At 70.6% G+C, this 14,400-nt stretch carries 11 protein-coding genes and 2 pseudogenes; 7 read left to right on the top strand and 6 right to left on the bottom strand.

The features are described 5' to 3' along the window. Nucleotides 1-6: 6 nt before the first annotated feature. The 4 genes and pseudogenes from BLU79_RS48175 to BLU79_RS48945 all read right to left on the bottom strand — a co-directional run. Nucleotides 7-324 carry a hypothetical protein gene (locus BLU79_RS48175; protein WP_177000987.1) on the bottom strand — a complete coding sequence of 106 codons (318 nt, stop codon included), beginning with the start codon at nt 322-324 and terminating at the stop codon, nt 7-9. Between the two features lie 114 nt (nt 325-438). After that, nucleotides 439-1,239 (bottom strand): hypothetical protein, encoded by an 801-nt coding sequence (locus BLU79_RS11855; RefSeq protein WP_093905660.1) that lies wholly within the window; start codon nt 1,237-1,239, stop codon nt 439-441. A 980-nt stretch (nt 1,240-2,219) separates the two neighbouring features. Further along, nucleotides 2,220-2,759: a hypothetical protein gene (locus BLU79_RS11845; RefSeq protein WP_093905659.1), complete on the bottom strand. Its 540-nt coding sequence runs from the start codon at nt 2,757-2,759 to the stop codon at nt 2,220-2,222. A 233-nt stretch (nt 2,760-2,992) separates the two neighbouring features. After that, nucleotides 2,993-3,133: pseudogene (locus BLU79_RS48945) on the bottom strand (IS3 family transposase); the annotation flags it as partial. Between the two features lie 111 nt (nt 3,134-3,244). Here BLU79_RS48945 and BLU79_RS47395 point away from each other — a divergent pair. Then, nucleotides 3,245-3,343, top strand: a pseudogene (locus tag BLU79_RS47395) (IS481 family transposase); the annotation flags it as partial. Here BLU79_RS47395 and BLU79_RS11840 read toward each other — a convergent pair. Together BLU79_RS11840 and BLU79_RS11835 are read right to left on the bottom strand one after the other, a co-directional pair. Continuing rightward, the gene (locus tag BLU79_RS11840) at nt 3,329-5,782 is read right to left on the bottom strand and encodes a SpoIIE family protein phosphatase (protein WP_256333266.1); all 2,454 of its coding nucleotides are present in this window, start codon (nt 5,780-5,782) and stop codon (nt 3,329-3,331) included. The pseudogene BLU79_RS47395 and the gene BLU79_RS11840 overlap by 15 nt on opposite strands. 493 nt (nt 5,783-6,275) lie before the next feature. Further along, nucleotides 6,276-7,649 (bottom strand): amidase family protein, encoded by a 1,374-nt coding sequence (locus BLU79_RS11835; RefSeq protein WP_093906019.1) that lies wholly within the window; start codon nt 7,647-7,649, stop codon nt 6,276-6,278. 156 nt (nt 7,650-7,805) lie between these two features. On the opposite strand from BLU79_RS11835, the gene BLU79_RS11830 reads away from it, so the two are divergent. The 6 genes from BLU79_RS11830 (at nt 7,806) to BLU79_RS11805 (ending at nt 14,356) form a co-directional block, all read left to right on the top strand. Continuing rightward, nucleotides 7,806-9,023, top strand: coding sequence for a substrate-binding protein (locus BLU79_RS11830; protein ID WP_177000986.1), 1,218 nt, complete (start codon nt 7,806-7,808; stop codon nt 9,021-9,023). A gap of 7 nt (nt 9,024-9,030) precedes the next feature. After that, entirely contained in the window at nt 9,031-9,882 is an 852-nt protein-coding gene (locus BLU79_RS11825) for a branched-chain amino acid ABC transporter permease (protein ID WP_093905657.1), read from the top strand. Further along, on the top strand, nt 9,879-11,627 hold the full coding sequence (locus BLU79_RS11820; RefSeq protein WP_093905656.1) for a branched-chain amino acid ABC transporter ATP-binding protein/permease: 1,749 nt from the start codon (nt 9,879-9,881) through the stop codon (nt 11,625-11,627). Before BLU79_RS11825 ends, BLU79_RS11820 begins: the two co-directional genes overlap by 4 nt. Next, entirely contained in the window at nt 11,624-12,349 is a 726-nt protein-coding gene (locus BLU79_RS11815; RefSeq protein ID WP_093905655.1) for an ABC transporter ATP-binding protein, read from the top strand. The genes BLU79_RS11820 and BLU79_RS11815 overlap by 4 nt, the downstream gene beginning before the upstream one ends. A gap of 124 nt (nt 12,350-12,473) precedes the next feature. Then, nucleotides 12,474-12,827, top strand: coding sequence for an ArsR/SmtB family transcription factor (locus BLU79_RS11810; RefSeq protein ID WP_177000985.1), 354 nt, complete (start codon nt 12,474-12,476; stop codon nt 12,825-12,827). Nucleotides 12,828-12,895: 68 nt separating this feature from the next. Further along, nucleotides 12,896-14,356 (top strand): ABC transporter substrate-binding protein, encoded by a 1,461-nt coding sequence (locus BLU79_RS11805; protein ID WP_093905653.1) that lies wholly within the window; start codon nt 12,896-12,898, stop codon nt 14,354-14,356. Nucleotides 14,357-14,400: the final 44 nt, after the last annotated feature.

The following is a 14,400-nucleotide window of genomic DNA, read 5'->3' as shown; positions in this document are numbered from 1 at the left end:
GCTATCTCACCGCGGGGCCGCCACGAGCCGGGCCAGCGCCATGGCGGGCAGGGTGAACAGCAGCCAGTGCAGATACCCGGCGAGGACCACGAGGAAGAGCACCCGGGGCGCATAGGCAAGGGCGCCACCGGCGAAGCCGATGCCGTGGTCGTCGCGCATGCCGGCGGTGGCGAGGAAGACCGCTCCCGCGACAACGAGTTGCGCCATGAAGGCCAGTTCCGCCCCGGTCGCCAGGTGCGACCACCTCCCACCGGGCGCGGGAGCCGCCGGCTGCTGTCTCCGCTTCGGATCCGGCTGCGGCCCGTACGTTTCCACCATCCCCATGGCTTCCATCCTCATCAATTGGACATATGCAATTCCTCGATGTCCTGCGCGACGACGTTCACGGTGGAGCTCGCCGCGGGTCCGGACAGCTGACCACCCCCTCCGTCACGGTGCTCAGGGCCGAGCGGGCGCGCCCTCGGCATCGGTGTCGTCGGCCGGCGCGGGTGGCCTTTCTCTGCCGGCGCGGGTGGCCTTTCTCTGCCGGCGCCGGAGCCGCCGGAGCTGCATGCGCCGGAGCTGCCCGCGTATGAGGAGCATGGAGGCCGTGGTGCCGGTGGCCACCGGCATGAGCGGCCAGAACCGGGGATGGTCGGTGCCGAGGACGGCGGGGGCCAGGGCCAGCACAGCGATCGTGGCCCATGCGACGATGATGCCGAGCACAATGTCGAAGACGAAGGTCTCATCGATGCCCCCCAGGCGCGCCATCCGGATGCGTACCGCCACCGCCAGGGTGATCAGGTAGCCCATCGCCAAGGGGTAGAACGCGAGGAGGGTGTTGCCTCCGAGGCCGCTGTGCCACCCTCGCCACACGTAATACCCGTCGAGCTCGATGACGTGTCCGTGCCACAGGCCGACCTGGGCATGGTCGCCCACGTCCAGCACCCTGCGGCCGCCGCCGCCCTTCACCGACTGCAGCTCGCCGTTCACCCGCAGTTCGAGCGTGACCTCGTACCAGACGAACGTCTCTGAGGTGCGGTCCTGGCCTGCGCCGCCGAGCGACTCCCTACGTTCTTCCGTCCGGTTCACGACGGTGGCGTCCGCCCGTTCCAGGTTCCCCGAGGAACGGGCCTTGGCGATGGCCATCTCCTCGTACGTCCGCCAGGCAAACAGCGCGATCACCACCGCCATGGCCAGGCGGAACACCACCAGGACGATGCGAGTCCGTCTCGACCGGCCCTCGAGTGCGTCCGACATGGCTGCCTCCCCTGCGCACCTCGCGGCTTCGCCGTCACGGAGATCATCCCCCGCAGGCTTGCGATCGCAGCGTTGCGGCCCCAAGTCCCGTAGTGGTCTGCGTGGTTTCACGTAGACCGCAGCAGTGGGTGACCGCGGTAACCCCGCCCGTAGTCCCGATGGCGATACGAGGGCAGTTGCCGGGATCGGCCCACGCGAGGATCCGGCGCATCGCTGCCGACGGCGCCGAGACATAACCCGCCGTAGCCCCAGACCCGTTGACATGTCTGCCGCAACGTGTCTATGGGTGACCGACCTGACCGCGGAACAGGCGGAGGCAACCGAGATCGTCCGCCGCGTCCACGGCCACTGGGGCATCGAGAACAAGATCTACCACGTCAGGGACACCACACTCGCCGAGGACAATTCCCCGCGTACGCACCGGCACCGCTCCCCACGCCATGGCATCCCCGCGCAACCTGGCCATCGGCACTCTCCGACTGGCAGGACGGGACAACATCGCCGAGGGCCTGAGCCATCACGGGCGAGACATGGCCCGGCCGCTGGCGCCCCTCGGACTCGCGTGATCATTCCCGGCCAATCACGAGAACGACGGAGCCCTGAGGCAGCGGCTACGCCTCCATTCCGGCTCGGAAGGTCCGTCACATCGCCCGGGCGGTCAGCGCTCGCCAACACTGCGTCCCACGTGGCGAGTTGAGGGCTGAGGGCCCTAGTGGCGCCGTCGAGGAGGTCGCGTACTTGCTGGTCGAGGACGCATCGCCGGCATGGGCGGGCGCTGAGCTGCCAGGTGATAGCGCGGACCGGGCAACGGCACCAGAACTCCGAGTCAGGGTTGGTGCACTTCGCGCACAACGGCGCTTCCCAGGTGCCGACGCGAGCCTGGGCGGCGGTGCCGCAGGGGGCACCGCGGGGAAGGTTCGCGCCGATGCTGCGGGGTGTCGATGATCTGGGCGAGCCGGCCGATCAGGTCGTTGACGGCCTCAGCGAATAGCCAGGGCGGCCATGATGGTGGTTGTGGCAAGCCACACCGTGTACAGCGTCACAGGCCGTACCCGGCAATCCGAGAGGACCCACGTGACCCACGCCGCCGACGATCCGGCGGCCAGCCCCACCAGCCAGCACACCGCCGCCGAGGCCAGCAGCGACCGTACCTGGGAGACGAGCTCCGGGGGAACCATTGAAGAATGAACGTCCGGAACGCCCGTGAACGCGGACAAAAAATACAGGAACGTGAGCGCCCACAGGATCCAGGCCGCGGCAGTCAGCAGCCGATGCCCCACCCCACGCGCGTCTCGCAGTCTGCCGCCCAGTACCTCACACATCGTCAGGACCTGTATCGCCATGAACAACGCCAGGGGCGGGGACGTCGCGATGAGGAACAGCAGCGCGGCCAGCGCGTGTGCGGGGCCACGGGCACGGGGTGTGCCCGGAAAGGAGGCAGGCCACAAGATGTGGTGGGCGCGGGTCTCAGGCCCCAGGCGAAGGGCTTCTTTCCAATGCGCACCGATCAATTGCTGCACGTGCCAGTGCCTTTCGGACTCGAAGGGGATGCGGACGGGTGCACCGCAAGGCCCCAGTACGTGTACGACTCTGGCGCATCACCTCATGTAGGGACATCCGTGGAACCACGTAGTCCAGCACTGGAACATCAGCCGGGTCCGCGGGAGATGGCGAGGTCCGGCCAGGAGCGACCGCCTCGGAAGAGGCAGGCGGGGCGTAGGTGATGGGGTTGCAGCCGGCGACGGGGTTGGCCGCAGGGATCGGCGAAGGGCCGGGAGCTGTATCGGGCGCCGTGGTCGGAGTGGAACACAGCGCCATCCATGCTGCCGCGGGTCGAGGCCGCCATCTGCGGAGCGTCGGCGACCAGGCTGCAGCGCATGTGGTCGGCGATGGACCGGCGACGACGGACCTTCACCTTGAGTGGTGGACACGCTGATACCCGGTGGGGTGGAGCTGTCCATGACTGCACCGCACGGAAGTCTTCGTGTCCCACCGTGATGCCTGACTGACCGTTCACGGCAGGCGGCGGCTGGTCGAGCGGGTCTGCGCAGGCCGGCCGGTCGCGCATGTCGCGGCCGAGATGGGCATCTCACGAGCCACGGCCTGCCGGCCTGGTAGGGAGAGCCTGTTCAGCCCAGATCGTCTTGCCTGTGCGGGTGAGGCGGCTGCCCCAGCGCTGGGTGAGCTGGGCGACGAGTAGCAGACCGCGGCCTCCCTCGTCGAAGATCCGGGCTCGGCGCATGTGAGGGGCAGTGCTGCTGGAGTCCGAGACCTCGCAGATGAGCGCCGTGTCACGGATCAGGCGGAGCTGGATGGGAGATCCGCCGTACCGGATGGCGTTGGTGACGAGTTCACTGACGACGAGTTCTGTGACGAATCCGAGGTCCTCCAGATGCCAGGTGGCCAATTGCTTGCATGCCAACGCACGGGCCCGGGCGACGCACGAGGGGTCCGCTGGTACCTCCCAGGTGGCGACCCGGCCCGCTTCCAGCGCGCGGGTGCGGACCACAAGGAGGGCGACGTCGTCGGTGGGTTGGTCGGGGAGGTTGTGCAGGATGCCGTCACAAATCTCCTCCAGTGGACGGCGGGGCCCGCAGAGGGCTCGGCGGAGCAGGGCCAGTCCGTCGTCGAGGTCGAGAGCGGGGGCGTGGACCAGTCCGTCGGTGTAGAGGGCTAGGACGCTGTCCTCGGGGAGGTCGCAGTCTGCGGTTTCGAACGGCAGACCGCCCAGCCCGAGGGGTGGTCCGCTCGGCAGGTCGAGGAATGAGACGTGCCCATCTGGCGTGACCATGGCCGGGACGGGGTGACCGGCGCGGGCTGCGCTACAGCGGCGTGAGACGGGGTCGTAGACAACGTAGAGACAGGTGGCGCCGACCTCGCCCGGGCTCTGCAGTTCCCCGGCAGCGTCCGGTGCCTGCTCGGAGTCCAGACGCAGGACGATGTCGTCAAGGTGGGTGAGGAGCTCGTCGGGGGCCAGATCGACATCGGCGAGCGTGCGTACGGCGGTGCGGAGACGGCCCATCGTGGCGGACGCATGCACCCCGTGGCCGACGACGTCGCCGACGACGAGAGCGACCCGTGCACCGGACAGGGGGATGACGTCGAACCAGTCGCCGCCGAGGCCGGCACGGGAGCTTGTGGGCCAGTAGCGGGACGCGACCTCGACAGCCGCCTGCCGGGGAGTGTGCTGCGGGAGCAGGCTGCGCTGGAGGGCGAGTGCCGTTTCGCGTTCCTGCGTGTAGCGGCGGGCGTTGTCGACGCAGACCGCCGCGCGCGCCGCGAGTTCCTTGGCGAGCAGCAAATCGTCGTCGTCGAAAGGCTCAGGGGTTCGATGGCGGCCGAGGATCGCCAGGCCGAGCGTGATGCCGCGGGCGCGCAGGGGCACGACCAACAGGGCGTGGATGCCGTGTTCGTCGATGCTGCGGACGCTGTCGGGGGAGTCCGCGGCCCACCAGCGTCGGCCGGCGTCGTCGACCGCGTGGAACATGCCGCGGCCGTCGGTCAGCACGCGCCCTTGCGGCGAGCCCTCGCGGTAGCCGTGGAGGGCGCCGACCGGAATCGTCACCTCGGGGCAGCCCTCCAGCACGGAGCAACAGGCGGTGCGGCGGAAGACGGGCGCGGTAGCGGGCGGGGGCGCCGTCTCGTCCCCGGCCAGCGCGGAATCCAGCAGGTCCACGAGGGCGAAGTCGGCGAAGTGCTCCGTGCACACCTCGGTCAGTTCTTCGGCGGTGCGAGTCACGTCGAGAGTGGAGCCGATGCGGACGCTGGACTCGTTCAGAACGCTCAGTCTGCGTCGGGCGCGGAGCTGGTCCGTACTGTCCATGGCCGCCAGACACATGCCTCGTACGCGGTCGGCACTGTCCTTCAACGGACTGAGGGACACCAGCCAGGCGTGTTCGCGGGGCTCGCCGTGGGGTTGCAGCCAAGCCTCGTACGGCACCGTCTCCCCCGTGCGCAGGACTCGCTGCCCCGCGTCGCCGAGACCCTCGAATCCGGGAAGGCGCCGGAGGCTGTCGGCTGACTCGCCCATCCGCCGGCCCCGCAGTTGCCAGGAGGGGCTGCCTGTCACCCTCTCCATCGCGGAGTTGGTCGACACCACGATCCCGTCCTGGTCGAAGAGAGCCACCGGTACGGGGAACTGCTCCAGAGCCCACCTCTGCAGCCGCGCGGTCGGCTCCAGCGCGGTGGCCCTCAGGAACCAGCGGACCGCGTTGTCAGAGTGCCGCAGCGGGTATGCCTCGAGCCGCACCTCGACGTGGTGGCCGTCCTGGTGCCGGACCGTGACCGTGCCGGTCCACCCGTCCGACTCGGCGAGGCTGTGCAGGGCATCAGGCGGCAGGGGTTCGGCCAGCAGCTCTGTCACAGGGCGGCCCAGCACGTCCCTGCTCTCGAAGCCGAGCAGGCTGCGGGCCGTGTCGCTCCACCCGGTGACCAGCCCCTTGGCGTCCGCCTCGGCTATGGCGGCGCCTCGGGTCATCGGCGACGTGGCCCTATGCTCGTCCACCCGTACGCCCTTCTGCGCGACACCGGTGTCGATACCCATTGTGCGCCGGGCCCACCTGGGTACGCCTTGTCACTCCACGTGCCGTGAAGACTGGGAGGTGCTTCTTGGCTTGCCCATACCGAAATCAGTGACGCGCCCTCCGCGGTCAGTGCGTCGTTCGCCGTACGGGGCGTGCCGAGCAGGGTGGCCGTCAGGCTACGCCCAGTAGGGAACCGGTCTGGCGGGCCATTGTGGTGACGGCTGATCCGGTGGCGAATCACCCCCACGACGGCGGTGATCGTGATGAGCCACAATCTGCACAGAACTCCGGGCCGCGCCCGGCGACGCGAGGTCGACCACACGGCCCACGAGGCCGTCGAACCGCGGCCAGGGCCACGGCAGCGGTGGGCAGTCCGTCCCCCGCCGACCGCTCCTGCCGCATGGTGTCAGAAGACGCGGGAGCAGGACGGGGCCCGGTGCTCACAGCGGACGAGCGCGGCACCCTTGGCGGACTGCTGGAGAAGCGCACCGCCCACCCTGACTCAGGGGAACTTCAGCCGCAGATCTCCTCAACGGTCAGCCCGAGGGCGAGCAGTTCGCGGTCGGCTCCGACCGGAGCGTCGATCTCCAGGCCCGTCGGCAGGCCGTTGGTGGCCAGGCCCATGGGGATGCTCAGGCCGGGGGCTCCGATGACGCTGGCCGGGCCGGTGTTGCGGATGAAGGTGCCGAAGGTGTCGGCGTCTTCTCCGCGCAGAATCATGCCCTGGTCACAGGTGGCCAGGTCAAGAGCGGTAGCCGGGGTGGTCGGGAAGGCCAGGCCGTCCAGGCCGTGTGCGGCGAACGTGTCCGCGTAGGCCGCGCGCAGGCGCCGGCGCTGGGCCAGGCACTCGCGGTAGACGTCCTCGGAGACCAGGCCCGGGGCCCCGTCGAGGATGCAGCCCTCGAAGACGCCGCGCACGTCGGGGCCCGCGATGAGGGCGGCGAGCGCGGCGAGGTCCGTCTGCGGCCGGTACTTCGCCAGGTAGGCGGACAACTCCACCCGGGTCTCGTACAGCACGATGGCCATACCGGTCGCGAACTCGCCCGCGGTGAACGAGCTGACATCGACCGGGACCAGGTCCACACCGGCCGCCGCCAGGTCGCGCAGGGCCGTCTCCCACTGGACGGCGACCTCGTCCTGCAGCGGCTCGGTGAAGTGACCGGTCGGCACCCCCAGCCGGATCGACCGCGGCGATCGGGCGACGACCGGGGCGTCGTCACCGCTGAGGACACCGTCCAGCAGAACCAGGTCCGCGACCCGGCGCGCCATGGGACCGATGGTGTCCCTGGTACTCGACAGGGGAGTCACACCCTCCCCGGGGTAGCGCCCGACCGTGGGCCGCAGCCCGCAGATGCCCGTGACGGCAGCGGGGACACGCACCGAGCCGCCGGTGTCGGTGCCCAGGCCCGCCCGCACCACCCCGGCCGCGACGAGCGCGGCCACCCCGCCACTGCTGCCACCGGCGAAACGGCTGGGGTCGCGCGGGTTGCGGACCGGGCCGAACGCCTGGTTGTTGCTGGTGATACCGAACGCCAACTCGTGCATGTTGGCCTTGCCGAGGATGACGGCACCGGCGTCGCGCAGCCGCCGTACCGCCGGCGCGTCGCACGGGGGGACGAAGTCCCGCAGGGCGGGGGTGCCGGCCGTGTTGGGCAGCCCGGCGACGTGGATGTTGTCCTTGATCGCGAGGGTCATGCCGGACAGCGGGCCCGGCTCGTCGGAAGTCTTGGCGGCGGCATCACGGTCGAGGGTGATGAAGCCGCCCAGGTGGGCCGTCTCCTCGGCGCGCTCCAAGGACGTCTGCACGGCCTCGTGCCGACTGCGCGCGCCCGCGAGCGCCGCCCGGCCGGTCTGCGTGCCGGGTTCCTTCGTAGTGGGTTCGCTCATGGCCTGCTCCTTCGTGCGGATCCGCTTCGACAGCTCACGGACGATCACTGCGCCGCCGCCCGTACGACGCCGGCTTTGGTTGCGGCTTTTCGAGGGTTGACCACCCCTGAGGCTCATGTCATCGTTCGCTCACGCGATGACATGTTGGAGGAAAAAGTGCCCACCATCAAGTCCAACCACCTGAACAAGACCTGGCTCGCCGTCACGGCGGCCTCCGCGCTCGCGCTGACGGGCTGCGCCACCGACAGCGGGAAGTCGAGCGCCGGGAAGCAGCGGTCCGACTCCGGCGGCGCACTGAAGATCGGCCTGCTGACCAGCATGTCCGGGCCCGCCGGGCTCTTCGGGCCGGCGACGAGGAACGTCGCGGAACTCGCGGTCCAGGAGATCAACGCCTCCGGCGGGGTGCTCGGCCGCAAGGTCAGCGTGGTCATCGGCGACGACGCGACCAACCCCGACACCGGCAGACAGACGGCCACCCGCCTGCTGGACTCCGACGGGGTCTCGGTGCTCGTGGGCATGCACACCTCCGCCACCAGGGAGGCTGTGCTGCCCAAGGCGAGATCCGCCGGCACGCTCTACATGTACACACCCGTCTTCGAGGGCGGCACCTGCGACCCGGACCTCTTCACCAACGGCGAAGTCCCCAGCCAGCAGCTGAAGCAGACGATCCCCTGGACGCAGAGCGCCACGGGCCGCAAGAAGTGGTTCCTGCTCGGCAACGACTACGCCTGGGGACGCGCGAGCCTCGATGCGGCCAAGCAGTACATCACCGCGTCGGGCGGGGAGGTCGTCGGGACGGCGTTCGTGCCGCTCGGCACCACCGACTTCCAGGCCGTGATCCAGAAGATCCGGCAGGCGAACCCCGGACTGCTGCTCCCCGCCCTCGTCGGAGGCGACGCGATCGCTTTCGAGAAGCAGGCGTACGACGCCGGGCTGGGCAACAGCCAGGCGCAGCGGCTGGGAATCCTCTACGAGGAGAACACGCTGGCCGGCATGGGCCCGAAGGTCACGGAGGGGATGTACACCTCGCTCGGGTACTTCCAGTCCCTGAACGCCCCCGCCAACTCCGCCTTCCTGACGGCGTACCGGAAGAAGTTCGGCCCCGAGGCCCCGACCGTCACCTCCCTTTCGGAGCAGACCTACGTCGCCATCAAGGCATGGGCTCAGGCGGCCAACGCGGCCGGGAGCACCGAGGCGAAGGATGTGGCCGCCAAGCTCGGCGGGCTCTCCCTCGACGCGCCCGCGGGCAAGGTCACGTTCGAGAAGAACAGGACCGCCACCCAGCCCGTCTACGTCGGGCAGGTGACCGACGGCGCCGTGAGGATCAAGAAGACCTTCCCCGCCGTCGCGGCCGACAGCACATGCGCAGGGTGACGGACATATGGACCAGACCATCGCCCTGACGCTGGGCGTACTGTCCTCCGCCGCGATCCTGGCACTGACGGCCGTGGGACTGTCGCTGTCCTTCGGGTTGATGCGGATCATCAACCTGGCGCACGGGGAGTTCCTCACCATCGGGGTGTACGGCTCCGTCGTCACCGCCGACCACGGCCTGCCCTGGGCAGCGGGCCTGGCGGCGGCCGCCGCCGTCGGTCTCGGGGTGGGCGCCCTGACCGAGGTACTGCTGATACGTCGGCTGTACCGGGCACCGGAACTCTCCATCCTGGCGACCTTCGGCCTGTCGATCGTCATCCGCCAGCTGATCCAGCTCGAATTCGGCAAGGACTACCGGATGGTGGCCAATCCACTGCCCGGTGCGACCCGGGTGCTCGGGGTCTACTTCCCCACCTACCTGTTGCTGCTCACCGGGCTCGCGGTGACGGTCGTCGTGGCGGTCCTTGCCGTGCTGCGGTTCACCTCCCTCGGACTGCGGGTCCGCGCGGTCGCCGACGACGCCGCGCTGTCGGAGACCCTGGGAGTGCGTTCCACGCGGGTGAACCTCGTGGTGTTCGCGGCGAGCGCGGGCCTCGCCGCGACCGCCGGGGCACTGGTCGCACCCGTCACCAACGTCCAGCCCGACATGGGCCTGGACTACGTCTTCACCGCCTTCCTCGTGGTCATCGTGGCCGGGCGGCACGTGGCGCCGGTGCTCATCGCCGCGCTGGGTCTGGCGGCGGTGCAGAACCTGACGACCTTCTGGACCGACCCGCTTCTGGCCCGCCTGGCAGTACTGCTGCTGGCGTTCCTGGCAGTGCAGGTCCGTCCCTCCGCGAGTTTCCGGGTGGCCTCATGAACCCCTTCGTCCGAAAACTGCTGCCCGTACCGCTGGCAGCCGCGGCTGCCGTCCTCGCCGGGCCCTGGGCCGGAGGACTGCTGGCCCAGTGCCTGGTCCTCGGCACGGTGACCGCCGCGCTGGCCCTGACCTGGGGTACCGCGGGAATCCTCAACCTCGGTCACAGCGTGACCTTCGGCGTGGGGGCGTACGCGGGTGCCTGGTTCGGCCTGCACGCGGGGGCATACGGATCACTCGCGGGGCTGGCCGCCGGGGCACTGCTCGGCGGGGTCGTGGCACGGCTGATCGCGGCGGTGGGCCTGCGACGCGGGCTGGACGCGGTCGGCTTCGCCCTCGCCACCTTCGTCGTGGCGCTCGCGGCGGAACAGGTCGCAGGCCGCTGGACCGGGGTGACCGGCGGCTTCAACGGCCTGACCGACGTCCCCCGCTTCCACATCGGCGCGCTCGCGTTCACCCCGACCGCCGCCCGAGGTGTCACGGCGGGTCTGGCGGTGCTGGTGATCGTGCTGCTGGCGAGTCTCGCGCGACGCCCGTACGGTGTCGCTCTGGCCGCCGTACGGGACAACGAACGCCGGATGGCCGCCCTCGGTTACGACGTGGGAGCGGCGAAGACCGGCGTGTTCACCTTCACCGGGGTCGTGGCCGGGCTGATGGGCGCCGTGTACGTGCTTCAGGTCCAGTTCGTCTCCCCAAGTCTGATCGGGCTCGTCATGGGCACGAACTTCGTGGTCTGGGCGATGCTGGGCTCGCGGCGGACCATCTGGGGACCGGTGGTCGCCACGCTGGTGGTCAGCGCCGGTGCGAACCTGCTGGCCGACGCGGCGCTCGACTACTGGCTGCTGGCGACGGGTGCGGCGTTCGTCGCCGCCGTGGTCTTCGTCCCCGACGGGGTGGCGGTCGTCGTCCGTCGCCGCATGCCCGCCCGGTGGTTCGGGGCCCGGCAGGTGGTGCTCGGCACGGCGGCCCCGTCGGCCGGCGGCCGGGCCGACGGCGGACTGGTCGTACGGTCGGTCGGCTGCCGCTTCGGTCCCTTCACCGCGCTGCGGGGGGTGGACCTGGACCTCACCGAACCGGGCGTGCACTGCCTCATCGGTCCCAACGGGGCGGGCAAGTCGACACTGCTGGACGTGCTGTCCGGGTTCACGCCGGCGACCGACGGATCCTGGCGGCTGAACGGGCGGGACGTCACCGGTCGGCCTCCGTGGGAACTGACCCGCTCCGGACTGGGCCGCAAGTTCCAGGCCCCGAGCGTCGCCGGTTCACTGACCCTGGCGGAGAACCTCGCCCTGGCCCGGTGGGGCAGGACGCACGCTGCGCTCGCGCTGGTGCGCCAGCCGTGGACGGCCGATCTGCCGCCGGAGGCCTGGTTCGTCCTCGACGCCGCCGGGTTCGCGGGCCGTATGGACACCCCCGCGGGCAGCCTCTCGCACGGCGAGCAGCAGCTGCTGGAGCTCGCCATGACGCTGACCGCGGGCTGCGACGTGCTGCTGCTCGACGAACCCACCGCGGGTATGACCCGGAGCGAGACGGAGCAGGTCGCCGAGGTGCTCCGTGGACTCGTCCGCGACCACGCGCTGCCGGTCCTGGTCGTCGAGCACGACATGGCCTTCATCCGCAGCGTCGCCGACCGGGTCACCGTGCTGCGCGACGGCGAGGTCATGGCCTCCGGGACGGTGGCGGAGATCGAGTCGAATTCCGAGGTGTCGGCGGTCTACGTCGGCCGGGCGGCGGGAGGCCGGTCATGAGCATCTTTCCTTCCAGTATCCGGGATGCTTCGAGTGCCCTCGGCGGGAAGGCCCTCGAGATCCGTGGGCTCACCGCGGGCTACGCCGGAACCACGGTGGTGCGCGGCGTCGATCTGTCGGTCGCGCCCGGCGAGGTCGTGGCGTTGCTGGGCCGCAACGGTGTCGGGAAGACGACGCTGGTGTCCGCGGTGTCGGGCACCCTGGGTGCCGACGCCGGGGTGACGCTCCTGACGGGCCGGGATGTCACCGCCTGGCCCGGCTCCCGGCGCAGGCGGGGCGGGCTGCGGGTGGTCGCCCAGGACCGGCCGGTGCTCGGCGGACTCACCGTGGCCGAGAATCTGCGGTTGGCCGGGATCCGCGATCTGTCGGAGCCGGCGGAGCTCTTCCCCTTCCTCCGGGGCCGGGAACGCCAGCGTGCGGGAACCCTCTCCGGCGGGGAGCAGAAGATGCTGGCGATCGCCCGGACGGTCGCGGCTCCGGGCGCGGTGTGCGTCTTCGACGAGCCGACGGAGGGCCTGCAGCCCGCCAATGTGGACCGGTTCGCCGAGGCGGTGAGACGGCTCGCTGCCGCCGGCGTCGCCGTACTCCTCGCTGAGCAGCACCTGGACATGGCGCTGGGCGTGGCGGACCGGTGGTACCTGATGGAGAAGGGGCAGATCGCCGAGGAGGGGCAGGTCCACGAGGGAATCGTCGAGCATGTGGCGGGCCGGATGGCGCCCTGAGCACCCGCCCCGGCCTGGCCCGGCGGCCACGGAAACGGTAAAGTCAACGGGTACACATATATTGGCACGTTGTCACCGAATCACGGTTGGCGCCGCATTCCGAAAGGATGAGAGGTCCCAGGAAGTGATCGACCACAGCCACGAGAGCGACCTGGTATTCCGTGCCCTCAACGACGCGACCCGTCGGGCCATTCTGGCCCTGCTGGCAGCGGAACACGAACCCACGGCCGGAGACATCGCGGCCGCGTTCCCGGCGATCGGCCGGACCGCGGTCTCGGCGCACCTGAGGGTCCTGCGGGACGCGCAACTGGTCTCCGAGATCCGAGACGGCAAACACCGGCGGTACCGCCTGGGTCCCAACCGCGCGGACGCGGCGATCGCGTTCCTGCGCCAGATCTATGAGCAGTCGCTGCCCACCGACCAAGGGGTGGCAGCAGACCGGCCGGAGGGCGGGCTGCGTGAAGCGAAGAGCGGATGACGGCTGACGGGCACGCCTCCCGGCGTGCCCGTCAGCCGGGCCTTGTCACGGCCTGCTGAGGAGAGCCCATGCACGAGATCGTCCTCGTCAACGAGACGCACCTCGGTGTGCCCCCGCACGAGGCGTTCGGCATGTTCGGACGAACCGGCGGCCCGGGCTGGTTGTTCTCCGCGCGGTTCGAGCACGCGCAGCCCGGCGCGGCGGCCGGCATCGACATACCCCTGCCGTTCGCGGCCCCAGGGGGCGAGACGACCGTTCGGGGCACGGCACGCATCGTGGAGATGCGGCCGTACCGGCGGATCGTGCTGCAGCACGAGACACCGTGGACCGGGCGGATCACCATCACCTTCGCCCGTGAACCCGGGGGCACGCGGGTGCGCACGGTCACCGAACTCGATCAGGAGGCTCTCGGCTGGATGACGGGCGGCCTGAGCTGGGCGGCGCCGGACAGCGAGAGGCGAGCCGACGAGACGTGTGTCGCCTTGCTGACCAGCATGTCGGGGAGTGCCGGCCTGTTCGGCCGGGCCGCCGCCAACTGCGCGGCGCTGGCGGCCGAGGAGATCAACGCCGAGGGCGGGATCGGCGGCCGGCCGGTGCGGATCGAGGTGATCGACGATCGCACCCACGCCGCTACGGGGCTGGCCCGGCTGCGGGAACTCGACCAGCGGCGCGGCCTGGCGGCCGTGGTGGGCGTACACAGCTCGGCGACCTTCAACGCGGTGAGCCGCTACGCGCGGGCGTCGGGCCTGCTGTATCTCTACACCGCCGCGAACGAGGGCAGCCGTGTGCAGGACGGAACGCTGTTCCGGCTCGGTGAGTCGGTGGCGGACCAACTGGCGCAGGCGGTTCCGTCGCTGATGCGCGAGAGCGGCGGTCGCTCCTGGTACCTGATCGGCAACGACTACTCCTGGCCCCGGGCCGTCTGCACGCGAGGCCGCCGCATCGCGGAGCACCACGGCGGGCATGTCGTCGGCGAGCGCCTCGTCCGGCTCGGCGAGTCGTCCTTCGACGACGTGCTGGAGGACATCGAGGCGTCCGGCGCCGACCTGGTGCTCTCCAGCCTGGTCGGGTGGAGCTCGATCGACTTCGAGCGACGGTTCCACGCCGCGGGGCTGCGCCGTCGTATCCGTACGCTCGCACCCCTGCTGGAGGAGAGCACCCGAGAGCATCTGGGCGCCGCGGGCAGCGGGGTCTGGTCCTGTCTGCCGTATTACTCCGCCCTGGACACGGCGGAGAACGCCGACTTCCTGCGACGCTACCGGGCCGCATTCGGCCCCTGGGCGCCGTCACCTTCCGCGCTGACGGAGTCGGCGTACGAGGGCCTGCAACTGTTCGCCCGGGCCGCGCGGAAAGCGGGGTCGCCGCGGGGCGGTGAGGTCTCCCAGGCCCTGCACGGTCTCACTCTGGCCGGACCGCGCGGCAGGGTCTCGGTGGGAGCCGACGGCCGGCTGCGGCAGAGCATGTACCTGGCCGAGGCCACTGCCACGGGGTTCGCGATCCGCGGACAGATGCCGTCCGGTACCGCCTGACCATGCGCACGGCTTGGCGGGGCACCGGCCGGCAGGTATGCCGG

This window comes from Streptomyces sp. cf386 (assembly GCF_900103585.1).
Lineage (GTDB): Bacteria > Actinomycetota > Actinomycetes > Streptomycetales > Streptomycetaceae > Streptomyces.
This window is presented reverse-complemented; position numbering and strand designations above follow the sequence as displayed.

Excerpts from the sequence above, each read along its gene's own strand:
- BLU79_RS11835 (WP_093906019.1), bottom strand. The coding sequence starts at position 7,649 with ATGAGCGAACCCACTACGAAGGAACCCGGCACGCAGACCGGCCGGGCG.
- BLU79_RS11820 (WP_093905656.1), top strand. The coding sequence starts at position 9,879 with ATGAACCCCTTCGTCCGAAAACTGCTGCCCGTACCGCTGGCAGCCGCG.
- BLU79_RS11840 (WP_256333266.1), bottom strand. The coding sequence starts at position 5,782 with ATGGGTATCGACACCGGTGTCGCGCAGAAGGGCGTACGGGTGGACGAG.
- BLU79_RS11825 (WP_093905657.1), top strand. The coding sequence starts at position 9,031 with ATGGACCAGACCATCGCCCTGACGCTGGGCGTACTGTCCTCCGCCGCG.
- BLU79_RS11855 (WP_093905660.1), bottom strand. The coding sequence starts at position 1,239 with ATGTCGGACGCACTCGAGGGCCGGTCGAGACGGACTCGCATCGTCCTG.
- BLU79_RS11815 (WP_093905655.1), top strand. The coding sequence starts at position 11,624 with ATGAGCATCTTTCCTTCCAGTATCCGGGATGCTTCGAGTGCCCTCGGC.
- BLU79_RS11805 (WP_093905653.1), top strand. The coding sequence starts at position 12,896 with ATGCACGAGATCGTCCTCGTCAACGAGACGCACCTCGGTGTGCCCCCG.
- BLU79_RS48175 (WP_177000987.1), bottom strand. The coding sequence starts at position 324 with ATGGGGATGGTGGAAACGTACGGGCCGCAGCCGGATCCGAAGCGGAGA.